Raw genomic sequence first — 25,212 nt, 5'->3', positions numbered from 1 at the left:
AACGCGCCGGCGGTGCGGTATGAGGACATTCGATGCGAACCATCGACAATCCTAGGCCGGCTGGCGGGTCGCTATTGACCGACCCTCGGGCACGCGCCTGGCTGTTTCAGATTCTGGCTGTAATCACCGTCGTAGCATTCGGCTGGTACCTTTTTCACAATACCCAGACCAACCTTGCCCATCGCGGCATTACCTCCGGCTTCGGTTTCCTCGAGAACGCCGCCGGCTTCGGCATATCCCAGCACCTGATCGACTACAGCGAGAGCGACACTTACGGTCGCGTCTTCTGGGTCGGGCTGCTCAATACGCTGTTGGTCAGCGTCATCGGGATATTTCTCGCAACGGTGATGGGGTTCATCCTCGGTGTGGGACGCCTCTCGAGCAACTGGCTGATCCGTCAATTGGCGACGCTCTACATCGAGATATTCCGCAATATCCCGCCGTTGCTGCTGATCTTCTTCGTCTACTTCGCTGTGATCAGCCCGTTGCCTGGGCCGCGCAACAGCCTGAGCCTATGGGATGCGGTGTTCGTCAACAACCGTGGCGTGCAGATGCCGGCACCCAGCGCCGCCGATGGCTTCTGGGCATTCTGGCTGGCGTTGCTCGTGGCGCTGGTGGCCGTGGTCTTGCTCAATCGCTGGGCTCGGGCGCGTCGGCATGCCACCGGGCAGATGTTTCCGGTGTTCTGGACCAGCCTTGGGTTGTTTCTGGCGATCCCGTGGCTGATGACCTTCATTGCAGGCGTACCTTTCACTTGGGAAGTGCCGGAGTTGCAGCGCTTCAACATTCGCGGTGGTTGGGTGGTGATCCCGGAGCTGGTTTCGATCGTGGTGGCGTTGTCGGTGTATACCGCGGCGTTCATCGGCGAAACCGTGCGTTCAGGCATTCAGTCGGTCAGCTATGGCCAGACCGAAGCCGCCGCTTCGCTTGGGTTGCGCCCAGGCCAGGTATTGCGGCTGGTGATCGTGCCGCAAGCGTTGCGGGTGATCGTGCCGCCGCTGACCAGCCAATACCTGAACCTGGCAAAGAACTCGTCGCTCGCTGCTGCTATCGGTTATCCGGACATGGTGTCGCTATTCGCCGGCACGGTGCTCAATCAGACCGGGCAGGCCATCGAAACCATGGCCATCACCATGAGTGTCTATCTGGCCATCAGCATCAGCATCTCGCTGCTGATGAACTGGTACAACAAGCGCATTGCGCTGATCGAGCGGTGAGCGCATGACCATCCATACCTTCAAGCCCGACCTGCCGCCACCGACGATCAGCATCGGTGCGCTCGGCTGGCTACGGGCCAATCTGTTTTCCAGCTGGATCAATACCCTGCTGACGCTGGTAGGGCTATACCTGCTCTGGCTGATTGTGCCGCCGGTACTCGAATGGGCCATCTTCAAGGCCGACTGGACCGGTGAAACCCGCGCCGACTGCAGCCGCGAAGGCGCCTGCTGGGTGTTCATTCAGACCCGGTTCGGCCAGTTCATGTACGGCTTCTATCCGACGGAGCTGCGCTGGCGAGTCGATGCGGCAGCCTGGCTGGCGATCATCGGTGCGGCGCCGCTGTTCCTGCGGCAGATGCCACACAAGTTGCGCTACGGGTTGGGCTATCTGCTGGTTTACCCGCTGCTAGCCTACTGGCTGCTGCATGGTGGCTTTCTCGGCCTGCAGACGGTGCCTACCAGTCAGTGGGGCGGGCTCATGCTGACCGTAGTGATCGCTGCCGTGGGCATTGCCGGTGCTTTGCCGCTGGGCATTCTGCTGGCATTGGGACGGCGCTCGGACATGCCGGCTATTCGCGTGCTCTGCGTGACCTTCATCGAGTTCTGGCGCGGCGTGCCGTTGATCACCGTGCTGTTCATGTCCTCGGTGATGCTGCCGCTGTTCCTGCCCGAAGGCATGAGCCTCGACAAGCTGCTGCGGGCAATGCTGATGGTGGTGTTCTTCGAGGCCGCCTACATCGCCGAGGTGGTACGTGGCGGTCTGCAGGCGATCCCCAAGGGGCAGTACGAGGCGGCGGCGGCCATGGGCCTGGGGTACTGGCGCAGCACGCTGCTGGTGATCCTGCCGCAGGCGCTGAAGCTGGTAATCCCAGGCATCGTCAACACCTTCATTGCCCTGTTCAAGGACACCAGCCTGGTGATCATCATCGGCCTGTTCGACTTCCTCAACAGCATCAAGCGCGCCACTGCGGATCCGGCCTGGCTAGGCATGTCCACCGAGGGTTACGTGTTCGCCGCGCTGGTGTACTGGATGTTCTGTTTCGGCATGTCCCGCTATTCGATGCGCCTGGAGCGCAAGCTGGACACCGGCCACAAGCATTAGGAGTGATATATGAGTGATTCAAACGCGCAGGCCGAGCAGAGCAGCGAGCCGGTCATCCGCATGCAGGGCGTGCACAAATGGTTCGGCCAGTTCCATGTACTCAAGGACATCAACCTCTCCGTGCGCCAGGGCGAGCGCATCGTGCTGTGCGGGCCTTCCGGCTCCGGCAAGTCCACCACCATTCGCTGCCTCAATCGCCTGGAGGAACACCAGCAGGGGCGCATCGTCATCAACGGCGTGGAGCTGACCAGCGACCTCAAGCAGATCGAGGCGATCCGCAGCGAAGTCGGCATGGTGTTCCAGCACTTCAACCTGTTCCCGCACCTGACCGTGTTGCAGAACTGCACCCTGGCGCCAATGTGGGTGCGCAAGCTGCCGCGACGGCAGGCCGAGGAAATCGCCATGCATTATCTGGAGCGCGTGCGCATCCCGGAGCAGGCCAACAAGTTTCCCGGCCAGCTCTCCGGCGGTCAGCAGCAGCGCGTGGCGATCGCCCGTGCGCTGTGCATGAAGCCGAAGATCATGCTGTTCGATGAGCCGACTTCGGCCCTCGACCCGGAAATGGTGAAGGAGGTGCTCGACACCATGGTCAGCCTCGCCGAAAGCGGCATGACCATGCTCTGCGTGACCCATGAGATGGGCTTCGCCCGCACCGTGGCGGATCGGGTGATCTTCATGGACAAGGGCGAGATCGTCGAACAGGCCGAGCCAGAGGTGTTCTTCACAAACCCGGTCAACGACAGGACCAAGCTGTTCCTCAGCCAGATCCTGCACTGATCCAAGCCGGGCCTGGCGTGCCGTCGGAACACGCGGCGCCTGGCTGTGTTCAGCCTTAGCCTCGGCCGCCGTCATGGGCTAGAATACGCGCCCCGACTGCTCCCCCCTCCGAGGCTGTTCCGACGATGTTGATCCTGCGCGGCGCTCCCGCTCTTTCCGCCTTCCGTCATGGCAAGCTCCTGGCACAACTGTCCGATAAGGTCCCCGCCGTCAGCGGGCTGTATGCCGAGTTCGCCCATTTCGCCGAGGTTTCCGGCACGCTCGGCGCGGATGAGCAGAACGTACTGACCCGCCTGCTGAAGTACGGCCCCAGTGTGCCGGTGCAGGAACCTGCCGGGCGGCTGTTCCTCGTGGTGCCTCGCTTCGGCACCATTTCGCCGTGGTCGAGCAAGGCCAGCGATATCGCCCACAACTGCGGGCTGGAGAAGGTCCAGCGGCTGGAGCGGGGTATCGCCTATTACGTGCAGGGCGAGTTTTCCGATAGCGATGCACAGCTGATTGCCGCAGCGCTTCACGACCGCATGACGCAAATGGTGCTCGATCGTTTCGAAGCAGCCGCCAACCTGTTCAGCCATGCCGAGCCCAAGCCGCTGACTGCCGTGGACATCCTCGGTGGCGGTCGCGCCGCGCTGGAAAAGGCCAACACCGACCTGGGCCTGGCCCTGGCCGAAGACGAAATCGATTATCTGGTCAGTGCCTTCCAGGGCCTCAAGCGCAACCCGCACGACATCGAACTGATGATGTTCGCGCAGGCCAACTCCGAGCACTGCCGCCACAAGATCTTCAACGCCAGCTGGGACATCGACGGCGAGAGCCAGGACAAGTCGCTGTTCGGCATGATCAAGAACACCTACCAGATGCACAGCGAGAACGTGCTGTCCGCTTACAAGGACAACGCGTCGGTCATCGTCGGCCACACCGCAGGGCGTTTCTTCCCCAATGCTGAAACCCGCCAATACGGCGCGGTGCAGGAGCCGGTGCACATCCTGATGAAGGTGGAAACCCACAACCACCCGACCGCGATCTCGCCGTTCTCGGGTGCTTCCACCGGTTCCGGTGGCGAGATTCGCGACGAGGGCGCCACCGGCCGCGGCGCCAAGCCAAAGGCCGGTCTGACCGGTTTCACCGTCTCCAACCTGAACATCCCCGGCTTCGAACAGCCGTGGGAACAGGCCTACGGCAAGCCGGAACGCATCGTCACGCCGCTGGACATCATGATTGAAGGCCCTCTGGGCGGCGCCGCGTTCAACAACGAGTTCGGCCGCCCGGCGCTGACTGGTTACTTCCGTACCTTCGAGCAGTCGATCAACACGCCGCGCGGCGACGAGGTGCGTGGTTATCACAAGCCGATCATGCTCGCTGGCGGCATGGGCAATATCCGTGAAGATCACGTGCAGAAGGCCGAGATCACCGTTGGCGCCAAGCTGATCGTGCTCGGCGGGCCGGCCATGCTGATCGGCCTGGGCGGCGGCGCCGCCTCCTCGGTCGCGACCGGTGCCAGCTCGGCCGATCTGGATTTCGCCTCGGTACAGCGCGAGAACCCGGAAATGGAACGCCGCTGCCAGGAAGTCATCGACCGCTGCTGGCAGCTGGGCGACGAGAACCCCATCGCCTTCATCCATGACGTCGGTGCCGGTGGCATTTCCAATGCCTTCCCGGAGCTGGTCAACGACGGTGGCCGCGGTGGCCGCTTCGAACTGCGCAACGTGCCTAACGACGAGCCGGGCATGGCCCCGCACGAGATCTGGAGCAACGAGTCCCAGGAGCGTTACGTGCTGGCCGTCAGTGCCGCCGATTTCGAGCGTTTCCAGGCTATCTGCGAACGTGAGCGCTGCCCGTTCGCGGTTGTCGGCGAGGCGACCGCAGAGCCACAGCTGACCGTCACCGACAGCCATTTCGGCAACACCCCGGTGGACATGCCGCTCGAAGTGCTACTCGGCAAGCCACCGCGCATGCACCGCAGCGCCAGCCGCGAAGCGGAGCTGGGCGATGACTTCGATGCGGCTACTGTCGATCTGAATGAGGCGGTCACCCGGGTGCTGCGCCACCCAGCGGTCGCCAGCAAGAGCTTCCTGATCACCATCGGCGACCGCAGTATCACCGGCCAGGTAGCGCGCGATCAGATGGTCGGTCCTTGGCAGGTGCCGGTCGCCGACTGCGCCGTCACGGCTACCAGCTACGACGTTTACACCGGCGAGGCCATGGCAATGGGCGAGCGTACGCCGCTGGCGCTGCTGGACGCTCCGGCGTCGGGTCGCATGGCCATCGGCGAAACGCTGACCAACCTGGCAGCGGCACGCATCGAGAAAATCTCCGACATCAAGCTGTCCGCCAACTGGATGGCCGCCGCCGGCCACCCCGGCGAAGACGCGCGGCTGTACGACACCGTGCGCGCCGTCGGCATGGAGCTGTGCCCGCAGCTGGGCCTGACCATCCCGGTGGGCAAGGACTCGATGTCAATGAAGACCCGTTGGTCGGAGGAGGGCGCCGAGAAAAGCGTGACCTCGCCGATGTCGCTGATCGTTTCCGGCTTCGCCCCGGTCACTGATATCCGCCAGACCCTGACCCCGCAGCTGCGCCTGGACAAGGGCGCAACGGACCTGATCCTGATCGATCTGGGACGCGGCCAGAACCGCATGGGCGCTTCGATCCTTGCGCAGGTGTATGGTCAGCTTGGTCGCCAGGCGCCCGACGTCGATGATGCCGAAGACCTGCAGGCGTTCTTCGCCGTGGTCCAGGGGCTGAACGCCGATGGTCTGCTACTGGCCTACCACGACCGGTCCGACGGTGGTCTGCTGACCACTGTGCTGGAAATGGCGTTTGCCGGTCACTGTGGCCTGAGTCTGAATCTCGATGGCCTGCTGGAGAGTGCCGCAGATGTCGCACCGATGCTCTTCAACGAGGAGCTTGGTGCGGTGATTCAGGTGCGTCAGGACGACACCGAGATCGTGCTGGCACAGTTCAGCGCAGCCGGTCTGGGTGACTGTGTCGCGGTCATCGGTCAGCCGGTCAACAATGGCCATGTGTCGATCAAGCACGGCGAAAACGAAGTCTTCGCCGGTGAGCGCCGCTTGCTGCAGCGCCAGTGGGCAGAAACCAGTTACCAGATCCAGCGTCTGCGCGATAACGCCGAGTGCGCCGATCAGGAGTTCGACGCGCTGCTCGAAGAGGACAACCTGGGTCTCAGTGCCAAGCTCAGCTTCGACGTGAACGAGGACATCGCGGCGCCCTACATCAAGCGTGGCGTTCGTCCACAGATTGCGGTGCTGCGCGAGCAGGGCGTCAATGGCCAGGTGGAGATGGCGGCGGCGTTCGACCGCGCCGGTTTCGCCGCGGTCGACGTGCACATGAGCGATATCCTTTCCGGGCGTGTCAGCCTTGAGGAGTTCAAGGGCCTGGTGGCCTGCGGTGGCTTCTCCTACGGCGACGTGCTCGGCGCCGGTGAAGGCTGGGCCAAGTCGATCCTGTTCAATGCGCGTGCACGGGATGGCTTCCAGGCCTTCTTCGAGCGCAAGGACAGCTTCGCTCTCGGCGTGTGCAATGGTTGCCAGATGATGAGCAACCTGCACGAGCTGATCCCGGGCACCGAGAATTGGCCGCACTTCGTGCGTAACCGCTCGGAGCAGTTTGAGGCGCGGGTGGCGATGGTTCAGATTCAGGATTCGCCATCGATCTTCCTGCAGGGCATGGCCGGCTCCCGTCTGCCGATCGCCATCGCCCACGGCGAAGGCCATGCGGAGTTCGAGAGCGAAGAGGCCATGCTGCAGGCAGATCTTTCCGGCACCGTGGCGTTGCGCTTCGTGGATAACCACGGCAAGGTCACCGAGCGTTACCCGGCCAACCCGAACGGCTCGCCGCGCGGTATCACCGGTCTCAGCAGCCGCGATGGCCGCGTGACCATCATGATGCCGCATCCGGAGCGGGTGTTCCGCGCCGTGACCAACTCCTGGCGCCCTGACGAGTGGCAGGAAGACGGCGGCTGGATGCGAATGTTCCGCAATGCGCGGGTCTGGGTCGACTGACCGACCGGGTCAATCTGGCCAATCCCGGGGAGCCCGTCGATAGCATATCGGCGGGCTTTTTCATTTGTGACAAAGGTCTATGAACCGGCAGCGCAAAGCGTCGTCTGAGCTATGACGCGCCGCACTATTCGGTGCGCACACGGATGGCAGAATGCCAGTTCGCTCGGCCGGTGGAGGTCGGGCTCATCTGCACGGAGAGGTCGATGTACAAGCTGTGTTTCTATGTTCCAGACAGTCATCTGGAAGCGGTCAAGAAAGCAGTGTTCGCCGCCGGCGCTGGCCGCATAGGCGCATATGACAGTTGCTGCTGGCAGGTGCTGGGGCAGGGGCAGTACCGCCCGTTGGACGGTAGCCAGCCTTTTATCGGGCAAACCGGGCAGGTGCAGCACGTTCCCGAGTGGAAGGTCGAATTGGTTGTGGCGGACGAGCTGATTCACGACAGCGTGAAGGCAATGAATAAGGCCCATCCGTATGAAACGCCTGCGTTCGACGTTTGGCGTTTGTCCGACATGCAGTTCTAGCCTAACGGGTCGGGGCAGTCCTGGCGGTTGCGGCGCCCCGGCATTGATTCCTGGCGTTACGGGCGAATCTCGATCAGCGTGCCATCCTTCACCAGCGCCCAGATCTCGCGCATGTCGCTGTTGCTCAGCGCGATGCAGCCCTCGGTCCAGTCCAGGGTGTGGAAGAACCACTCCGGATACTCCTCATCCAGTGGCGTGCCGTGCAGCATGATCATGCTTCCAGGCGCTACGCCTTCCTGCTGTGCGCGGGCCAGGTCACGCGCGTTGGGGTAGGAGATGTGCATCGACAGGTTGTATTTGTCGCTGGTCTTGCGCCAGTCGATCCAGTAGAAGCCTTCCGGCGTGCGCTTGTCGCCTTCGCGCAACTTTGCGCCGTCGGGTTGTTTGCCCAGCGAAACGCGATAGCTCTTGAGTGTCTGGCCAGCGCTGACCAGATGGAGTTTGCGTTCCGACTTGATTACCAGCACTTTGTCGATGGGTGAACCGCCCAGGCTGGGCGTCGCATTGGCGTGGGAGAACGCGGTAAAGGTGAGGCAGAGCAGGGCAAGCAGCCAGCGCATCGAGGCTTTCCTTCGAACTTCATCAGACCTGTATGTGCCAGCCGGTCCGGCAGACACTTCAGTCTGCGCGGGCGTGGCCCTGCTGGCGGTTGCGATAGCTTGTCACGGCCTCGTTGCGCACCGGGAAGGTCTGCTGCACCCGGTCGGCGAAGAAGCATTCTAGGGTACGGCCGATGGTCGGAAAAGCCAGCTCGGACCAAGGGATGTCTTGCTGATGAAAGAGCTTCACTTCCAGGCTTTCGTCTCCGGCACAGAAGTCCAGGTCGACGAGCTCAGCGCGGAAGAACATGTAGACCTGATTGATATGTGGCAGGTCGAACAGGGTATACAGCTGCAGGTCACGCACTCTGGCGCAGGCCTCTTCGAGTGTTTCGCGCTCTGCGGCCTGCTGCATGGTTTCGCCGTTCTCCATGAAGCCGGCCGGCAGGGTCCAATAGCCCCGGCGCGGTTCGATCGCACGCCGACAGAGCAGCACGCGATCATCCCAGACGGGTACGCAGCCGGCGACTATTCTCGGGTTCTGATAGTGCACCGTTTGGCAGCTGTCGCAGACGAAGCGCGGCCGGTTGTCGCCGTCCGGTACGCGGACCAGCACCGGATCGCCGCACTGGTTGCAGTATTTCATGGGTGCCTTCCTGATTGCTCCGGGAAATATTGGGCTGTTCACACGGATTCGGCAAGGCAGCCTCTGCGCCGTTCGGGGTGGCTCTGACCCGCCTGGTTCGCAGTTGTAACATTGATATCGCATCGAGGCGTTGGAGCTTCTCGTTTGGCGCTCTCCGGGCCTTGGGCGGCTCCGCCTTTCATGCCATGATGCCGATCAAAGACGAAACGAGAAAGTACATGCTGGACACAATACTCCACCGGGTGCGCGCTCATTCCCCGCATCTTCTGGAGCCGGAAGGCCGCCTGCCCGAGGCGGCCGTGTTGATGCCAATCACCCGCAGCGAGTCGCCGGAGCTGGTGCTGACGCTCCGCGCCGCCGGTCTTTCCACCCATGGTGGAGAAGTGGCGTTCCCCGGCGGTCGACGCGATCCGGAAGACCGCGATCTACTGCACACCGCGCTGCGTGAGGCCGAGGAAGAGGTAGGCCTGGCGCCAGGCATGGTCGAGGTCGTCGGCCCGCTCAGCAGCCTGGTGTCGGTGCATGGCATCCACGTCACGCCTTACGTCGGTCTGGTTCCGGACTATGTCGAGTACCGCGCCAACGATGCCGAAATCGCCTCCGTGTTTTCTGTGCCGCTGGAATTCTTCTGCGAGGATCCGCGCGAGGTCACGCACCGCATCGATTACCAGGGACAGAGCTGGTACATCCCGTCCTACCGCTATGGCGAATACCAGATTTGGGGCCTAACCGCGATCATGATCGTCGAGCTGGTCAATGTCATATACGACGCCGGCATCGAAATGCGCCGCGCGCCTGCCGCATTCATCGATCTGTCCGGGCGGCGCGAGCCCTGAGCTGCACTGTCGCAGGGGCGAGCGGTACTCCTGTGGCCTGAGTACAACTGACAAGAAGAGGTGTGTCGTGAAATACCGTCTGGGAGAGTCGCGGGTCGAAGCGCATCCGCAAAGCTGGGTAGCCCCCAATGCCACGCTGGTCGGCAAGATCAGGCTGGATGCGGGTGCAAGCGTCTGGTTTGGCGCCGTTCTGCGTGGTGACAACGAGTTGATCCACATCGGTGAGAACAGCAACGTGCAAGACGGCAGCGTGATGCACACCGATATGGGGCATCCGTTGACCCTGGGTACCGGCGTCACGGTTGGCCACAACGCCATGTTGCACGGTTGCACGGTCGGTGATTACAGCCTGATCGGCATCAATGCGGTGGTGCTCAACGGCGCGAAGATCGGCAAGCACTGCATCATTGGCGCCAACACCCTGATTGCCGAGGGCAAGGAAATTCCCGATGGCTCACTGGTGGTCGGCTCGCCGGGCAAAGTGGTGCGTGAGCTGAGCGATGAGCAGAAGAAGATGCTCGAAGCCAGCGCCGCTCACTACGTGCATAACGCTCAGCGCTACGCGCGTGAGCTGGAGCGCGATGAGTGAACACGCAGGAAAAGCCGGTCGCCTCGCCCTGCGTCAGTCTCTGCGCTCTGGATGAGGATGACCTGTGCGTCGGTTGCCAGCGAAGCGCGGATGAGATCCGGCGCTGGGGGTTGATGAGCAACGAGGAGCGGCGCGAGGTGCTTCAACGCTGCAGCGAGCGACTTCGCCTCAGTGGCCAGCTGATGTAGGCGCGTGCCGGGTTCGTTTGTATTTCCAGAGTCGCGAGGATTCCATGCCAAGAATAGGTACACCATTGTCTTCCAGCGCTACGCGCGTCCTGCTCTGTGGCTGCGGCGAGCTTGGCAAGGAGTTGGTTATTGAGCTGCAGCGGCTTGGCGTGGAAGTCATAGCGGTCGACCGCTACGCCAATGCACCAGCCATGCAGGTGGCGCATCGCAGCCACGTGGTCGACATGCTCGACGGTGCTGCGCTGCGAGCGGTGATCGAGCAGGAGCGACCGCATTACATCGTGCCGGAAATCGAGGCCATCGCCACCGCTACCCTGGTCGAGCTGGAGGGAGAAGGCTACACCGTGATACCCACGGCCCGGGCCGCGCAGCTGACGATGAATCGCGAAGGCATTCGCCGACTGGCCGCAGAGGAGCTGGGCTTGCCGACTTCACCCTATCGCTTCGCGGATTCGCTGGAGGAGTGTCGCTCGGCGGCGATGACGCTGGGCTTTCCCTGTCTGGTCAAGCCGGTGATGAGCTCGTCCGGCAAGGGGCAGTCGGTGCTGCGCAGCGAAGCCGATATCAATGCCGCCTGGGGTTATGCGCAGGCCGGCGGTCGTGCAGGTCGCGGCCGGGTCATCGTCGAGGGCTTCATCGACTTTGATTATGAAATCACCTTGCTGACGGTGCGCCATGCGGGTGGCACGAGTTTCTGTGAGCCGGTCGGCCACCGCCAGGAGAAGGGCGACTATCAAGAGTCATGGCAGCCGCAGCCGATGGCGCCGGCGGCGATGGCCGAGGCGAAGCGCATTGCACTGGCGGTCACCGAGGCGTTGGGTGGGCGGGGCATCTTTGGCGTCGAGTTGTTCGTCAAAGGCGATCAGGTCTGGTTCTGCGAAATCTCCCCGCGTCCTCACGATACCGGCCTTGTGACACTGGTTTCGCAGGACCTTTCCGAGTTCGCGCTGCATGCGCGGGCCATTCTCGGCCTGCCGATTCCGAGCATCCGCCAGATGGGCTCGGCGGCTTCAGCGGTGATTCTGGTAGAAGGTGAATCCACCGAAGTGAGCTTCGGCAATCTCGCTGCTGCGCTTGCAGAACCGGATACCGCGCTGCGTCTGTTCGGCAAGCCCGGTGTAAGCGGCCAACGGCGCATGGGGGTCGCGCTGGCGCGGGACGTATCCATCGATGCGGCGAGAGAAAAGGCGTTGCGTGCAGCTGCTGCGGTGAAAGTGGAGCTGTGAGGCTGGCGGGCCGGCTTGCTGCCGCCCCTATTACTCGGGTTGCTGCTCGTCCGAGGATGTGTCGTCGATGGTCCAGGCGCGTACGCTTTTCACGCGGTTATCGGCCGCTTGCAGGATTTCCAGCCGGTAGTTGCCGATCTGCAAGCAGATGCCGCTATCCGGCATGTGCTCAAGGGCCTCGGTGATGAGGCCGTTGAGCGTCTTGGGGCCGTCGCAAGGCAACTTCCAGCCGAGGGCCCGGTTTACCTCGCGAATGTAGGCGGCGCCATCGATCACTAGCGTGCCGTCGTCCTGCGGGTGAATATCCGGGCTGCGCAGTACGTCCTGATTGCTGAACTCGCCGACGATCTCTTCGAGGATGTCCTCGAGCGTGACGATGCCGCGGACGTCGCCGTATTCGTCGACCACGATGCCGATTCGTCGCTTTTGCTTCTGGAAGTTCAGCAGCTGGGTGGAAAGCGGAGTATTTTCCGGTACGAAATAGGGTTCGTTACAGGCTTCGAGCAGGCTTTCCTTGGTTAGCTGGTCATGACTGAGCAGGCGGGCAATCTGTCGCATATGGACGATGCCCTCGATCTGGTTGATGTCGTTGCGAAACACCGGCAGGCGAGTATGTGGCGTGGTGCGCAGCTGACCGATGATCGATTCCAGATCGTCATCGAGATCGATCCCGGTAACCTCGTTGCGCGGAATCATGATGTCGTCGACAGTGACCCGCTCCAGGTCGAGAATGCCGAGCAGCATGCTCTGGCGATTCAGCGGCAGGTCGGTGCCGGATTCGCGTACGACGCTGCGTAGCTCCTCGGTGGACAGGCTGTCGTTGCCCTTGTTGGATAGGTCGACGCCAAGCAGCTTGAGCAGTCCGTTGCTTACCCAGCCGAGCATGGCAACCAGAGGATAAAGCACCTTCTGCAGCAGCTTCAGCGGTAGGCTGACCGGGTAGGCGACAATCTCCGGGCGTAGTGCGGCCAGGGTTTTCGGCGTGATTTCGCCGAAGATCAGCAAGATGATGGTCAGGCCGATGGTGGCAATCGCGATCCCAGCTTCGCCCCATAGCTGCATCGCGAGCACGGTAGCGATGGATGAGGCCAGGATGTTGACGAAGTTGTTGCCAACCAGAATGGTGCCCAGCAGGCGGTCAGGATGGGCCAGCAGTTCGCTGGCGCGCTGCGCGCCTCGATGCCCTTCCTTGGCCTGATGCCTGAGGCGGTAGCGGTTGAGGCTGAGCATGCCGGTTTCGGAACTGGAGAAGAACGCCGAGCACAGCAGCAGAAAGACCAGCAGTCCGACCAGAAAGCCGGGGTGTAGATTTTCCACGGGTTAGCCTGTTTGCGTCAGATGTGCAGGATGAATTCGCGGACGAGCTTGCTGCCGAAATACGCCAGCATCAGCAGGCAGAAACCGACCAGTGTCCAGCGGATGGCCTTGTAGCCGCGCCAGCCAAGCTGGTGGCGCCCCCACAGCAGCAGGCCGAAGACGATCCAGGCAACCACCGAAAGGAGTGTCTTGTGGACCAGGTGCTGCGCAAAAAGGTCATCAAGAAACAGCCAGCCGGAAAGCAGTGAGGCGGACAGAAGCAGCCAACCTGCCCAGAGAAAGCCGAACAACAGGCTTTCCATCGTCTGCAGAGGCGGGAAGTTGCGGATCAGGCCCGAGGGGTGCTTGTGCTTGAGGTGATGATCCTGCAGCAGCAGCAACAAGGCCTGGAAGACCGCAATGGTCAGCATGCCGTAGGCCAGGATCGACAGCAGGATATGCGCGAGTATGCCCGGCTCCTCGGCAATCGCAGGTGCAGTGCCGGATGGGGCGAACTGGGCGAAGAGTACCGTCAGGCAGCCCAGTGGAAAGAGCAGCAGCAGCAGGTTTTCCACTGGCATCCGATGCAGCGCCAGTAGTATCAGCAGGATGACAGCAGCGGCAATCAGGCTTGAGGCGGTGAAGAAGTCCAGGTGCAGGCCGCTTGGTGATATCAGCTGGATGAAAAGGCTGATCCCATGGGCAAGCAGAGCGAGCAGTCCGACTGTCAGCAGCAGACGTCTGTCCGGCACGGCGCGTTGTGCCAGACGCAAACTGTGATAACCCGTGGCGCCGGCATACAGAGCCGCGGCGGCAAGGCTGGGTAGCAGAGGGTGCATAAGTTCCGGTAACGGGCTCGAAAGGTCGTGAGTGTGGCACAAAGACCCGAGGCGCAAAAGCGGTGGCCGGGTTACGGATCGTCACGGCGTGCGATGCGCCGCATGCTGCGCCATCCATCCCTGGCTTCGGGTCGCGCGGCGGCTGGCGCGGCCAGGTAAATACGAAAAGCCGTGCAGCCGGGGTACCGGCCGGACGCCCGCACCTTCTATAATCTCGCCCTTCAGCACCCCAGCGTGGAATGGCTCATGTTCGAAAACCTAACCGACCGCCTCTCACAAACGCTTCGCCACGTCACCGGCAAGGCGAAGCTGACCGAGGACAACATCAAGGACACGCTGCGCGAAGTGCGGATGGCGCTGCTCGAGGCCGACGTCGCACTGCCGGTGGTCAAGGAGTTCGTCAATCGGGTCAAGGAGCGCGCTGTTGGCACCGAGGTCTCGAAGAGTCTGACTCCGGGTCAGGCGTTCGTGAAGATCGTTCGCGCAGAGCTGGAAGAGTTGATGGGCGCGGCCAACGAGGACCTGGCGCTTCAGGTCACTCCGCCGGCCGTGGTGCTGATGGCCGGCCTGCAGGGGGCGGGCAAGACCACCACCGTGGGGAAGCTGGCGCGCTTCCTCAAGGAGCGCAAGAAGAAGAGCGTGCTGGTGGTTTCGGCTGACGTCTATCGTCCGGCTGCGATCAAGCAGCTCGAAACCCTGGCCGGCGAAGTGGGTGTGACCTTCTTCCCTTCCGATATCAGCCAGAAGCCGGTGGAGATCGCCCAGGAGGCCATCCGTGAAGCCAAGCTCAAGTTCATCGACGTGGTACTGGTGGATACTGCCGGTCGTCTGGCCGTTGATGCCGAGATGATGGCCGAGATCCAGGCTGTACACGCCGCGATCAATCCTGCCGAAACGCTGTTCGTGGTCGATGCCATGACGGGCCAGGACGCGGCAAACACCGCCAAGGCGTTCGGCGAAGCACTGCCGCTGACCGGTGTGGTGTTGACCAAGGTAGATGGCGATGCGCGTGGTGGTGCCGCGCTTTCGGTGCGGCACGTGACCGGGAAGCCGATCAAGTTCCTCGGCATGGGCGAGAAGAGTGACGCCCTTGAACCTTTCCATCCGGATCGTATCGCCTCGCGCATCCTCGGCATGGGCGATGTGCTCAGCCTTATCGAGCAGGCCGAGCAGACCCTTGATCGCGAGAAGGCCGAGAAGCTCACCAAGAAGCTCAAGAAGGGCAAAGGGTTCGATCTCGAGGACTTCCGCGATCAGCTGCAGCAGATGAAGAACATGGGCGGCCTCGGTGGCTTGATGGACAAGCTGCCATCCATAGGTGGCGTCAACCTGTCGCAGATGGGGCATGCTCAGGGCGCAGCGGAGAAGCAGTTCATGCAGATGGAGGCGATCATCAACTCGATGACGCCTGCCGAGCGACGCAATCCTGACATCATCAGTGGATCGCGCAAGCGCCGTATCGCCATGGGGTCAGGTACTCAGGTGCAGGATATCGGCCGGCTGATCAAGCAGCACAAGCAGATGCAGAAGATGATGAAAAAGGTCACCGGCAAGGGTGGCATGACCAAGATGATGCGCGGCATGGGCGGCATGTTCCCAGGCGGCGGCATGCCGAAGTTCTAGAGAGTGTCTTGTCGCGGCGCTGAGCCGCGACGTAATGCGGTCTGCAGCCTGATGCCGGGTATCACCTAGCTCCGGCTGAGACCTTTAGTAAAAGAGTTTGCAAAATCCCCGGCATTCCTTAAAATGTGCGGCCTTTCGGGCCTAGGCCCATTTTAAGTGTGTGCCTTAAGTAAGTTAGCACCGACTACAGGAACGATGTTCACATGGTAACTATTCGTCTCGCCCGTGGCGGCTCCAAGAAGCGCCCTTTCTACCACCTGACCGTGACCAACAGCCGCAACCCGCGTGATGGTCGCTTCGTCGAGCGCATCGGTTTCTTCAACCCGATCGCCACTGGTGCGGAAGTGAAGCTTTCTGTAAACCAGGAGCGCGCTACTTACTGGCTGAGCCAGGGCGCACAGCCGTCTGAGCGCGTTGCTCAGCTGCTGAAGGAAGCTGCCAAGGCCGCTGCCTGAATCTCATGAACGCAACGTCTGCTCCGGTCGATGACCTGGTTGTCATCGGCAAGATCGTTTCGGTGCATGGCGTACGCGGTGACGTAAAGGTCTATTCCTTTACTGATCCGATCGACAACCTGCTGGGCTATCGACGCTGGACGCTGAGGCGAGGCGACGAGGTGAAGCAGGTCGAGTTGGTCAAGGGGCGCCTCCAGGGGAAGATCCTGGTGGCAACGCTGAGTGGGTTGGATGATCGCGAAGTTGCGCGTACCTACGCCGATTTCGAGATATGCATCCCGCGTAGCGAACTGCCCGCCTTGGACGACGGTGAGTACTACTGGTATCAGCTTCAGGGCTTGAAGGTCATCAATCAGGCTGGGCAGTTGCTTGGTCAGATCGATCACCTGCTTGAAACCGGAGCCAACGACGTGATGGTCGTGAAGCCTTGTGCTGAAAGCCTGGACGATCGCGAGCGTCTGCTGCCTTACACCGATCAATGCGTGTTGAAGATCGATCTGGTAGCGGGCGAGATGCAGGTCGATTGGGACGCGGATTTCTGAACGGCATGTCCGCTTTGCGCGTCGAGGTCATCAGCCTTTTCCCGGATATGTTCGCAGCGATATGTGACTACGGGATTACCAGTCGTGCCGTGAAGCAGGGGTTGTTGCAGTTGAGCTGCTGGAACCCCAGAAGCTACACCGAAGACCGCCACCAAACAGTGGACGACCGCCCATTCGGCGGTGGCCCCGGCATGGTGATGAAGATCAAGCCGCTCGAGCTTGCCTTGGCTGACGCCAAACAGGCTGCGGGTGAGACGGCGAAGGTGATCTACCTCTCGCCGCAGGGGCGCCAGCTGAAACAGGCTGATGTCCGCGAGATGGCAAAAGAGGATGCGCTTATCCTGATTGCCGGTCGCTACGAAGGTATTGATGAGCGCTTCATCGAAGCGCATGTCGATGAGGAATGGTCGATTGGTGATTACGTGTTGTCCGGTGGCGAGTTGCCGGCAATGGTGCTGATCGACGCCGTGACGAGGCTGCTTCCGGGCGCCCTTGGTCATGCTGGTTCCGCCGAGGAGGATTCGTTCACCGACGGCCTGCTCGACTGTCCGCACTACACGCGTCCTGAGGTGTATGCGGGTAAATGTGTTCCTGATGTGCTGCTCAGCGGCAACCACGAACACATCCGACGCTGGCGCTTGCAGCAGTCCCTTGGAAGGACCTGGGAGCGACGCGCCGATCTTCTGGATAGCCGCTCGCTTTCTGGAGAAGAACAGAAGCTGCTGGCGGAATACATCCGCCAGCGGGACGATAGTTAACGTATCGATGGCAACCCACAGGGTTGACCTTAGGAGCACAGCATGACCAACAAGATCATTCAGCAGCTCGAAGCCGAGCAGATGAACAAAGAAATCCCGCCGTTCGCACCGGGCGACACCGTTATCGTTCAGGTGAAGGTGAAGGAAGGCGAGCGTCAGCGTCTGCAGGCCTTCGAAGGCGTCGTGATTGGCAAGCGCAACCGCGGTCTGAACAGTGCTTTCACCGTTCGCAAGATCTCCAACGGTGTAGGCGTCGAGCGTACTTTCCAGAGCTACAGCCCGATGGTCGACAGCATCAGCGTCAAGCGTCGCGGTGACGTGCGCAAGGCCAAGCTGTACTACCTCCGCGCGCTGTCCGGCAAGGCCGCCCGCATCAAGGAAAAGCTGGTCTAAGACCGCGGTTCCGGAAAAAAGCAGCCCTCGGGCTGCTTTTTTCGTTTCTACGGCCTGCTGATCCCGGCGGAGCGAGACTGGTGCCTGCGATTGGGGCGGCGATCGGATGAAGAGATTCCGATTCGTTTGCGCTCTGGCCGCGTCGGGACGCCTGTGGAAAACTGTTGCACCCCTTCTGATTGAAGCTGTCATGCCTGCACTCGACGACCCCATCATCGACCGTTACCTCGATGCGCTCTGGCTGGAAAAAGGGCTGGCGGACAATAGCCGCGAGGCCTACCGCAGCGACCTCGCATTGTTCAACGGCTGGCTGGAGGGGCGAGGCGTTCGACTTGCCACCGCCGGGCGCGAGATCATTCTCGATCACCTCGCATGGCGTCTGAACAATGGTTACAAGGCGCGCTCCACGGCGCGCTTTCTGTCAGGCTTACGGGGCTTTTATCGCTACCTGTTACGCGAGGGCGAGATCGCCGTCGATCCGACGTTGCGCGTGGATCTGCCACGGCTTGGACGTCCCTTGCCGAAAGCACTGTCCGAAGCCGATGTAGAGGCATTGCTGACGGCGCCAGATATTGGAGAGCCGTTAGGTCTGCGTGATCGCGCCATGCTCGAAGTGCTTTATGCCTGCGGGTTGCGGGTTACCGAGTTGATCAGCCTGACGCTCGAGCAGGTCAGCATGCGCCAGGGCGTCGTGCGAACGTTCGGCAAAGGCAATAAAGAGCGTCTTGTGCCGCTTGGCGATGAAGCTTTGCACTGGCTGGAGCGTTATCAGCGCGATGGTCGTGAACTCTTGCTGTCGGGCAAGGCCAGTGATGTACTGTTTCCCAGTCAGCGCGGTGGCCAGATGACACGCCAGACCTTCTGGCACCGGATCAAGCTGCACGCGAAGGTCGCCGGTGTCGCCGCATCGATTTCACCGCATACCTTGCGCCACGCTTTCGCCACGCACTTGCTCAACCATGGCGCGGATCTGCGCACCGTGCAGATGTTGCTTGGTCACAGCGACCTGTCGACCACTCAGATCTACACCCACATTGCGCGAGCGCGGTTGCAGGAGTTGCATGCGGCGCACCATCCACGCGGCTAGGGCAGAGCGCCGGCGCTGGTAGGCCGTGGTCTCGGCGGCGGCCCAGAGAAGCAGCTAGCAGTTTGTACGGCATGGCTATGATAGGCTTTGCGCCTTTCCCCGATTGTCGCTGCCAGGAGTTTCCATGGGCGTGATTCGTTTGTTCGCTGCCGCCGTTGCAGGTCTGGCCAGCGTTGTTGTAATGGCCGCCGATCCGGATCAGGCGATTCGCCAGTCTTTGCAGAAGATCCAGTCGGACATGCCCATCGAGGCTATTGCCGAGAGCCCGATGCCCGGGGTTTATCAGGTTCAGCTGGAGGGCGGGCGGCAGCTGTATGCCAGCGCTGATGGGCAGTTCGTCATCCAGGGCTATCTCTACCAGTTCAAGGATGGTCAGGCCGTCAACCTGACCGAGCAAGCTCAAAGCAAGTCGGTGGCCAGGCAGATCAACTCAATCCCGGCCAGCGAGATGGTAGTGTTCGCGCCCAAGGAACCCAAGACCCATATCACCGTATTTACCGATACTGACTGTGGCTACTGCCAGAAGCTGCACAGCGAGGTTTCGCAGTTGAACCGCCTCGGCGTTGAGGTTCGCTATGTCGCGTTTCCGCGGCAGGGCATGGGTAGTCATGGGGCCAATACCCTGACCAGCGTGTGGTGCGCCAAGGATCGCCAGGACGCCATGAACAAGGCCAAGGCACGTGAAGATCTGCCCACAGCCAGCTGCGAGACGCCTATCGAAAAGCAGTATCAGCTTGGCCAGATGATCGGCGTACAGGGCACGCCTGCCATCATTCTCGCCAACGGTCAGATGATTCCCGGCTATCAGCCGGCCGCCCAATTAGCAGAAGTTGCGCTCGCTGCCGAGTAATGCGTTGAGGCCATTGGTCCGATTCATTCGGGCTGATTGCCGATAGTGGAACTGGCTGGCCTGATGCGTTCAAAACCCTAACGGTCTGAATGAGGAGGGTCGTGATGAAGCTCGAAGGTTCCTGTCACTGTCAGGCTGTGCGGTTCAGCCTAGAATCCGCGCAGCCGTATCCTTTCATGCGCTGCTACTGCTCGATCTGTCGCAAGACAGCGGGTGGCGGCGGCTACGCGATCAATCTTGGTGGTGACTATCGAAGCCTGCAGGTCGAGGGGCAAGAGCATCTTGGCGTCTACCAGGCACATATCACCGATGCCGAGACTGGCGAGGTAAAGATCAGTGATGGTCGCCGCCACTTCTGTCGACACTGCGCCAGTGCGTTGTGGTTGTGGGATCCGAGCTGGCCCGAGCTGGTGCATCCCTTCGCATCGGCGATCGACACCGATCTGCCCATCCCGCCGGAGCACACGCATTTGATGCTCGACTCCAAGGCCAGTTGGGTAGAGCCGCAAGTACAGGGGCGTGATCGCTGTTTTGCCGAATACCCGGATGAGTCGCTCGCGCAATGGCATCAGCGGTTGAAACTTGACGATCGGGCGCGCCCGCCGCAAGGCGAGGCTGATTGACTAAAAGCTGCTCCCTTCGTAATGTGCGACTCTTTTGTCGACCGGCAGCTCCGGTCGTCTCGCTGTGAATGGGGAGTTCAGCTTGAAACCGGTGAAAGTTGGCATCTGTGGGCTGGGAACCGTCGGTGGCGGTACCTTCAATGTGCTCAAACGCAACGCCGAGGAGATTGCCCGCCGTGCCGGGCGCGGAATCGAGGTTGCGCAGATTGCCACCCGGCACCCGAATCCCAAGTGCGATACCGGTACGACAGCCATCACGGCGGACATCTTCGATGTCGTGAACAACCCCGAAATCGACATCGTCGTCGAGCTGATCGGCGGTTACACCCTGGCCAAGGAACTCGTCCTCAAGGCCATCGAGAATGGCAAGCATGTGGTCACCGCCAACAAGGCGCTGATCGCCGTGCATGGCAACGAAATCTTCGCCAAGGCGTGCGCGAAGGGCGTAATCGTCGCCTTCGAAGCCTCGGTCGCGGGTGGTATTCCGATCATCAAGGCGATTCGTGAAGGCTTGGCCGGTAACCGCATCAACTGGCTGGCGGGAATCATCAACGGCACCGGCAACTTCATCCTCACCGAGATGCGTGAAAAGGGGCGCACCTTCGAGGACGTTCTCAAGGAAGCCCAGGAGCTCGGCTACGCCGAGGCCGACCCGACCTTCGACGTCGAGGGCATCGATGCCGCGCACAAGCTGACGATTCTGGCGTCCATTGCTTTCGGGATCCCGCTGCAGTTCGACAAGGCTTACACCGAGGGCATCGCGCGCCTGACCACGGCTGATGTGAATTACGCCGAAGCGCTGGGCTATCGCATCAAGCACCTGGGCGTCGCCCGCCGCACCGATGCTGGCATCGAACTGCGCGTTCATCCGACACTGATTCCGGCCGACCGCCTGATCGCCAACGTCAATGGCGTGATGAATGCGGTCATGGTCAATGGCGATGCCGTCGGCAGCACGCTCTACTACGGCGCCGGTGCAGGCATGGAGCCGACCGCTTCGGCAGTCGTGGCCGACCTCGTGGATGTGACCCGGGCCCTGACCACCGATCCGAACAATCGCGTGCCGCATCTGGCGTTCCAGCCCGACTCGCTGTCCGATCATCCAATTCTGCCGATCAGCGCCTGCGAGAGCGCCTACTACCTGCGCATCCAGGCCAAGGACCATCCGGGCGTGCTGGCTCAGGTGGCAACCATTCTCTCCGAGCGTGGCATCAACATCGAGTCGATCATGCAGAAGGAGGCCGAAGTCCAGGACGGTCTGGTTCCTGTGATTCTGGTGACCCATCGAGTGGTCGAGCAGCGTATCGACGATGCTATCGCTGCGTTGGAAGCCCTCGATGATGTGGCGGACAAGGTCGTGCGCATTCGCGTCGAACAGCTCAACTAACCAAGCCGCAGGCCGCAGCTGCAGGCACGGAACAGCCTGATACCTGCAGCGCCAGCCTGCCGCTCGAACCGAAGGTTTGAACAAATGCGCTACATCAGCACTCGCGGCCAGGCGCCGGCCCTGAACTTCGAAGACGTCCTGCTGGCCGGCCTGGCCAGCGATGGCGGCCTGTACGTGCCGGAGAACCTGCCGCGGTTCACCGTGGAAGAAATTGCCTCTTGGGCCGGCCTGCCGTATCACGAGCTGGCCTTTCGGGTCATGCGCCCGTTCGTTGCCGGCAGCATTCCGGACGCCGACTTCAAGCGAATCCTCGAAGAAACCTATGGCGTCTTCGCCCATAGCGCCATCGCCCCGCTGCGTCAGCTGAACGGCAACGAGTGGGTGCTGGAGCTGTTTCACGGGCCAACCCTGGCGTTCAAGGATTTCGCCTTGCAGCTGCTCGGTCGCCTGCTCGATCACGTGCTGGCCAAGCGTGGCGAGCGCGTGGTGATCATGGGCGCCACCTCCGGTGATACCGGCTCGGCGGCCATCGAAGGCTGCAAGGCCTGCGACAACGTCGACATCTTCATCATGCACCCGCACAACCGCGTATCCGAGGTGCAGCGCCGGCAGATGACCACCATCCTCGGCGACAACATTCACAACATCGCCATCGAAGGCAACTTCGACGACTGCCAGGAGATGGTCAAGGCCAGCTTTGCCGACCAGGGTTTCCTCAAGGGCACCCGTCTGGTGGCAGTCAACTCGATCAACTGGGCGCGGATCATGGCCCAGATCGTCTACTACTTCCACGCTGCGCTGCAGCTTGGCGGTCCGGCGCGCTCCGTGGCGTTCTCGGTGCCGACCGGCAATTTCGGCGACATCTTTGCCGGCTATCTGGCGCGCAACATGGGCCTGCCGATCAACCAGTTGATCGTTGCCACCAACCGCAACGACATCCTGCATCGCTTCATGTCCGGCAACCGCTACGACAAGGATACCCTGCACGCGTCGCTGTCGCCGTCGATGGACATCATGGTGTCGTCGAACTTTGAGCGTCTGCTGTTCGACCTGCATGGTCGCAATGGCAAGGCCGTGGCCGAATTGCTGGATGGTTTCCGCGCCAGCGGCAAGCTGTCGGTGGAAGAGGAGCGCTGGGCCGAAGCGCGTAAGCTGTTCGATTCGCTGGCCGTGGATGACGAGCAGACCTGCGCCACCATCGCTCAGGTCTTCAAGGAAACCGGCGAGGTGCTCGATCCGCATACGGCCATCGGAGTGCATGCCGCACGCGAATGCCGTCGCAGCCTGAGCATCCCGATGGTGACACTGGGCACCGCGCACCCGGTGAAATTCCCGGATGCGGTGGAGAAGGCGGGTATTGGCCAGGCACTTGCCCTTCCGGCGCACCTGGCTGATCTGTTCGAACGCAGCGAGCGTTGCACGGTGCTGCCGAACGACCTGAAGGCCGTTCAGGCCTTCGTTGGCCAGCACGGCAACCGGGGCAAGCCGCTGTAACGCTGCGGTAATACAAAAAAGGCCAGTCGCATGACTGGCCTTTTTTCGTTTACAGCGTCGATCTCGACTGCTGGCATTCCAAAGCGGGCCTTCGCCCCGATGCGCCGTATCCCGGACGTTACTCGTCGAACTCTTCCCAACCGCCCATTTCCCGCCAACGATTGACGATGCCGCAGAACAGCTCGGCAGTCTTCTCGGTGTCGTACCGGGCCGAGTGCGCCTCGCGGCCGTCGAAGTCGATCCCGGCGGCCTGGCAGGCCTTGGCCAGCACGGTCTGACCGTAGGCAAGGCCAGCGAGGGTGGCGGTGTCGAAGCTGGAGAAGGGGTGGAACGGGTTGCGCTTGATCTCGCAACGAGCGATCGCTGCGTTGAGAAATCCCAGGTCGAAGCTGCTGTTATGACCGACCAGAATCGCGCGCTTGCAGCCGGCGGATTTCACCGCCTTGCGCACGCTGCGAAAGATATCGGTCAGGGCCTGCGATTCGGGCACGGCCATGCGCAGCGGATGGTCGAGCTTGATGCCGGTGAACTCCAGCGCGGCTGCCTCGATGTTGGCGCCAGCGAAAGGCTCCACGCGGTAGAACAAGGTGTCCTGCGGGTACAGCAGGCCTTGCTCGTCCATGCCGATGGTCACGGCCGCAATTTCCAGCAGCGCATCCGTTGCGCTATTGAAGCCGCCGCACTCGACATCGATCACCACTGGCAGGAAACCACGGAAACGCCGCGCCATCGGCGAGCGGGGTTTGCCCGGCAGGTGCTCTTCGAGCTCGTCTTCGAAGTGTTCTTCGCTCATGCGTTCGCCTCCAGACGCCAGTGCAGTCGTTCCCCGGCACGCAGCGGCACGACGACCTGCTCACCGAATGGCAGATTGGCCGGCACGTTCCACTCCTCGCGCACAAGGGTGATCTGCGTGGTGTTGCGCGGCAGACCGTAGAAATCCGGACCGAAGTGACTGGCAAAGGGTTCCAGTTTGTCCAGCGCCTGCCGCTGCTCGAAGGCTTCGGCGTACAGCTCGATGGCCGCATGCGCGGTATAGCACCCAGCACAACCGCAGGCAGCTTCCTTGGCGTGCTGTGCGTGGGGGGCCGAGTCGGTGCCGAGGAAGAACTTCGGGTTGCCGCTGGTTGCGGCATCCAGCAGGGCTTCCTGGTGAACGTTGCGCTTGAGCACCGGCAGGCAGAAAAGATGCGGACGAATGCCGCCGACCAGCATGTGGTTGCGGTTGTACAGCAGGTGGTGCGCGGTGATGGTGGCGCCGACGTTGGTGCCTGCCGCCTGGACGAACTGCACGGCGTCACGGGTGGTGATGTGCTCGAACACCACTTTCAGGGTTGGGAAGCGCGCGGTGACGCGACTCAACTGCTCGTCGATGAAGTGCTTCTCGCGATCGAAGATATCGATCTCGCTGCGCGTGACCTCGCCGTGGACCAGCAAAGGCAGGCCGACCTCGGCCATGGTTTCCAGCACACCGAAGATGTTGTCGATCGCGGTTACGCCGGAAGCGGAGTTGGTGGTCGCGCCTGCCGGATATAGCTTGGCGGCATGCACGAAGCCGCTGGCCTTGGCCTGGCGGATATCGTCGGAACTGGTGCTGTCGGTGAGATAGAGCACCATCAATGGCGCGAAATCACTGCCGGTCGGCCGAGCCGCCAGGATGCGCTGGCGATAGGCTTCGGCCTCGTCGGCATTGCGTACCGGTGGCACCAGGTTCGGCATGATGATGGCGCGGGCGAACTGGCGAGCAGCATCCGCGACGGTGTGAGGCAGGGCGGCGCCGTCGCGCAGGTGGATGTGCCAGTCGTCGGGGCGCAGCAGGGTGAGTCGGTCGGACATGCAGGGGTTTCCAGGCGGGTGAAACGTGCGCGAATGCTACCGGAAAAGCCCGGAGACGGCATCTTGCCTTCGTCTGCCAGGCTTGGGCACTGACCGTGACACGCTCAAGTTTGCCGGTCGGGCACCGATACCTAGAAGGAATACGCATCCTCTCGGAGTTCATCGTGCGCCTGCGCCCCCTCGTACTGTTGTGCCTGCTCGCTTCACCGGCCAACGCCCTGACATTCCAGACGCGGCTGGAACGGGTGCAATGGCAGGTGGAGGGCGATCAGTTCGAGTGCCGACTGACCCAGCCCATCGCCGGTTTCGGCAGCGGCGAGTTCGTCAGGCGTGCCGGCGAACAGGCGGTCTTTCGTCTGCACTCGCCGG

25 protein-coding genes and 1 pseudogene are annotated in these 25,212 nt (G+C 61.9%); 20 read left to right on the top strand and 6 right to left on the bottom strand.

Annotated features, from left to right (window positions below; genetic code table 11):
* Positions 1 to 32 precede the first annotated feature (32 nt).
* The 5 genes from LO50_RS00965 (at position 33) to LO50_RS00945 (ending at position 7,639) form a co-directional block, all read left to right on the top strand.
* On the top strand, positions 33 to 1,217 hold the full coding sequence (locus tag LO50_RS00965) for an amino acid ABC transporter permease (RefSeq protein WP_044313811.1): 1,185 nt from the start codon (positions 33 to 35) through the stop codon (positions 1,215 to 1,217).
* A 4-nt stretch (positions 1,218 to 1,221) separates the two neighbouring features.
* Positions 1,222 to 2,319, top strand: coding sequence for an amino acid ABC transporter permease (locus LO50_RS00960; protein WP_014821252.1), 1,098 nt, complete (start codon positions 1,222 to 1,224; stop codon positions 2,317 to 2,319).
* A gap of 9 nt (positions 2,320 to 2,328) precedes the next feature.
* Positions 2,329 to 3,096, top strand: a complete 768-nt coding sequence (locus tag LO50_RS00955) for an amino acid ABC transporter ATP-binding protein (protein ID WP_003303466.1) — start codon at positions 2,329 to 2,331, stop codon at positions 3,094 to 3,096.
* A 125-nt stretch (positions 3,097 to 3,221) separates the two neighbouring features.
* Complete coding sequence (gene purL / locus LO50_RS00950; protein WP_044313810.1) at positions 3,222 to 7,118, top strand: phosphoribosylformylglycinamidine synthase; 3,897 nt, start codon at positions 3,222 to 3,224, stop codon at positions 7,116 to 7,118.
* Positions 7,119 to 7,321: 203 nt separating this feature from the next.
* Positions 7,322 to 7,639: a YqfO family protein gene (locus LO50_RS00945; protein ID WP_044313809.1), complete on the top strand. Its 318-nt coding sequence runs from the start codon at positions 7,322 to 7,324 to the stop codon at positions 7,637 to 7,639.
* A 56-nt stretch (positions 7,640 to 7,695) separates the two neighbouring features.
* Here LO50_RS00945 and LO50_RS00940 read toward each other — a convergent pair whose 3' ends face one another.
* Positions 7,696 to 8,199 carry a L,D-transpeptidase family protein gene (locus LO50_RS00940; RefSeq protein ID WP_014821249.1) on the bottom strand — a complete coding sequence of 168 codons (504 nt, stop codon included), beginning with the start codon at positions 8,197 to 8,199 and terminating at the stop codon, positions 7,696 to 7,698.
* Positions 8,200 to 8,257: 58 nt separating this feature from the next.
* Positions 8,258 to 8,824: an NUDIX hydrolase gene (locus LO50_RS00935; RefSeq protein ID WP_014821248.1), complete on the bottom strand. Its 567-nt coding sequence runs from the start codon at positions 8,822 to 8,824 to the stop codon at positions 8,258 to 8,260.
* Between the two features lie 218 nt (positions 8,825 to 9,042).
* On the opposite strand from LO50_RS00935, the gene LO50_RS00930 reads away from it, so the two are divergent.
* The 4 genes from LO50_RS00930 (at position 9,043) to purT (ending at position 11,663) form a co-directional block, all read left to right on the top strand.
* Positions 9,043 to 9,660 carry a CoA pyrophosphatase gene (locus LO50_RS00930; protein ID WP_014821247.1) on the top strand — a complete coding sequence of 206 codons (618 nt, stop codon included), beginning with the start codon at positions 9,043 to 9,045 and terminating at the stop codon, positions 9,658 to 9,660.
* Between the two features lie 67 nt (positions 9,661 to 9,727).
* Positions 9,728 to 10,249 (top strand): gamma carbonic anhydrase family protein, encoded by a 522-nt coding sequence (locus tag LO50_RS00925; RefSeq protein WP_003303456.1) that lies wholly within the window; start codon positions 9,728 to 9,730, stop codon positions 10,247 to 10,249.
* Entirely contained in the window at positions 10,246 to 10,437 is a 192-nt protein-coding gene (locus LO50_RS00920; RefSeq protein ID WP_023444754.1) for a DUF1289 domain-containing protein, read from the top strand. The genes LO50_RS00925 and LO50_RS00920 overlap by 4 nt, the downstream gene beginning before the upstream one ends.
* 44 nt (positions 10,438 to 10,481) lie before the next feature.
* Positions 10,482 to 11,663, top strand: a complete 1,182-nt coding sequence (purT, locus tag LO50_RS00915) for a formate-dependent phosphoribosylglycinamide formyltransferase (protein WP_044313808.1) — start codon at positions 10,482 to 10,484, stop codon at positions 11,661 to 11,663.
* A gap of 30 nt (positions 11,664 to 11,693) precedes the next feature.
* On the opposite strand, the gene LO50_RS00910 is transcribed toward purT, so the two are convergent.
* Positions 11,694 to 12,980 (bottom strand): HlyC/CorC family transporter, encoded by a 1,287-nt coding sequence (locus LO50_RS00910; protein ID WP_014821243.1) that lies wholly within the window; start codon positions 12,978 to 12,980, stop codon positions 11,694 to 11,696.
* A gap of 17 nt (positions 12,981 to 12,997) precedes the next feature.
* Positions 12,998 to 13,798, bottom strand: coding sequence for a cytochrome C assembly family protein (locus tag LO50_RS00905; protein ID WP_014821242.1), 801 nt, complete (start codon positions 13,796 to 13,798; stop codon positions 12,998 to 13,000).
* A gap of 246 nt (positions 13,799 to 14,044) precedes the next feature.
* Here LO50_RS00905 and ffh point away from each other — a divergent pair, with 246 nt between their 5' ends.
* The 10 genes from ffh (at position 14,045) to thrC (ending at position 23,010) form a co-directional block, all read left to right on the top strand.
* Positions 14,045 to 15,421 (top strand): signal recognition particle protein, encoded by a 1,377-nt coding sequence (gene ffh, locus LO50_RS00900; protein ID WP_044313807.1) that lies wholly within the window; start codon positions 14,045 to 14,047, stop codon positions 15,419 to 15,421.
* 203 nt (positions 15,422 to 15,624) lie between these two features.
* On the top strand, positions 15,625 to 15,876 hold the full coding sequence (gene rpsP / locus LO50_RS00895) for a 30S ribosomal protein S16 (protein ID WP_003293628.1): 252 nt from the start codon (positions 15,625 to 15,627) through the stop codon (positions 15,874 to 15,876).
* 5 nt (positions 15,877 to 15,881) lie between these two features.
* Entirely contained in the window at positions 15,882 to 16,418 is a 537-nt protein-coding gene (gene rimM / locus LO50_RS00890) for a ribosome maturation factor RimM (protein WP_014821240.1), read from the top strand.
* 5 nt (positions 16,419 to 16,423) lie between these two features.
* A complete protein-coding gene (trmD, locus tag LO50_RS00885) occupies positions 16,424 to 17,176 on the top strand; it encodes a tRNA (guanosine(37)-N1)-methyltransferase TrmD (protein ID WP_044313806.1) in 753 nt (250 codons plus the stop codon).
* 42 nt (positions 17,177 to 17,218) lie between these two features.
* Complete coding sequence (rplS, locus tag LO50_RS00880) at positions 17,219 to 17,569, top strand: 50S ribosomal protein L19 (RefSeq protein ID WP_003303444.1); 351 nt, start codon at positions 17,219 to 17,221, stop codon at positions 17,567 to 17,569.
* Between the two features lie 190 nt (positions 17,570 to 17,759).
* On the top strand, positions 17,760 to 18,656 hold the full coding sequence (gene xerD, locus LO50_RS00875; RefSeq protein ID WP_014821238.1) for a site-specific tyrosine recombinase XerD: 897 nt from the start codon (positions 17,760 to 17,762) through the stop codon (positions 18,654 to 18,656).
* A gap of 124 nt (positions 18,657 to 18,780) precedes the next feature.
* Positions 18,781 to 19,506 (top strand): thioredoxin fold domain-containing protein, encoded by a 726-nt coding sequence (locus LO50_RS00870; RefSeq protein WP_014821237.1) that lies wholly within the window; start codon positions 18,781 to 18,783, stop codon positions 19,504 to 19,506.
* A 104-nt stretch (positions 19,507 to 19,610) separates the two neighbouring features.
* Positions 19,611 to 20,129, top strand: a complete 519-nt coding sequence (locus LO50_RS00865; protein WP_014821236.1) for a GFA family protein — start codon at positions 19,611 to 19,613, stop codon at positions 20,127 to 20,129.
* Between the two features lie 82 nt (positions 20,130 to 20,211).
* Positions 20,212 to 21,516: a homoserine dehydrogenase gene (locus tag LO50_RS00860; protein WP_014821235.1), complete on the top strand. Its 1,305-nt coding sequence runs from the start codon at positions 20,212 to 20,214 to the stop codon at positions 21,514 to 21,516.
* 84 nt (positions 21,517 to 21,600) lie between these two features.
* On the top strand, positions 21,601 to 23,010 hold the full coding sequence (thrC, locus tag LO50_RS00855) for a threonine synthase (RefSeq protein WP_044313805.1): 1,410 nt from the start codon (positions 21,601 to 21,603) through the stop codon (positions 23,008 to 23,010).
* A gap of 118 nt (positions 23,011 to 23,128) precedes the next feature.
* Here thrC and rnt read toward each other — a convergent pair whose 3' ends face one another.
* Positions 23,129 to 23,803, bottom strand: a complete 675-nt coding sequence (rnt, locus tag LO50_RS00850) for a ribonuclease T (RefSeq protein WP_023444744.1) — start codon at positions 23,801 to 23,803, stop codon at positions 23,129 to 23,131.
* Positions 23,800 to 24,843, bottom strand: coding sequence for a dihydroorotase (gene pyrC, locus LO50_RS00845; RefSeq protein ID WP_044313804.1), 1,044 nt, complete (start codon positions 24,841 to 24,843; stop codon positions 23,800 to 23,802). Before pyrC ends, rnt begins: the two co-directional genes overlap by 4 nt.
* A 164-nt stretch (positions 24,844 to 25,007) precedes the next feature.
* Here pyrC and LO50_RS00840 point away from each other — a divergent pair.
* A pseudogene (locus LO50_RS00840) lies at positions 25,008 to 25,212 on the top strand (OmpA family protein); the annotation flags it as partial.

The organism is Stutzerimonas stutzeri, from assembly GCF_000935215.1.
Taxonomy (GTDB): Bacteria; Pseudomonadota; Gammaproteobacteria; order Pseudomonadales; family Pseudomonadaceae; genus Stutzerimonas.
Note: the sequence above shows the minus strand (reverse complement) of the source record. Positions and strands in the feature narration are given on the sequence as shown.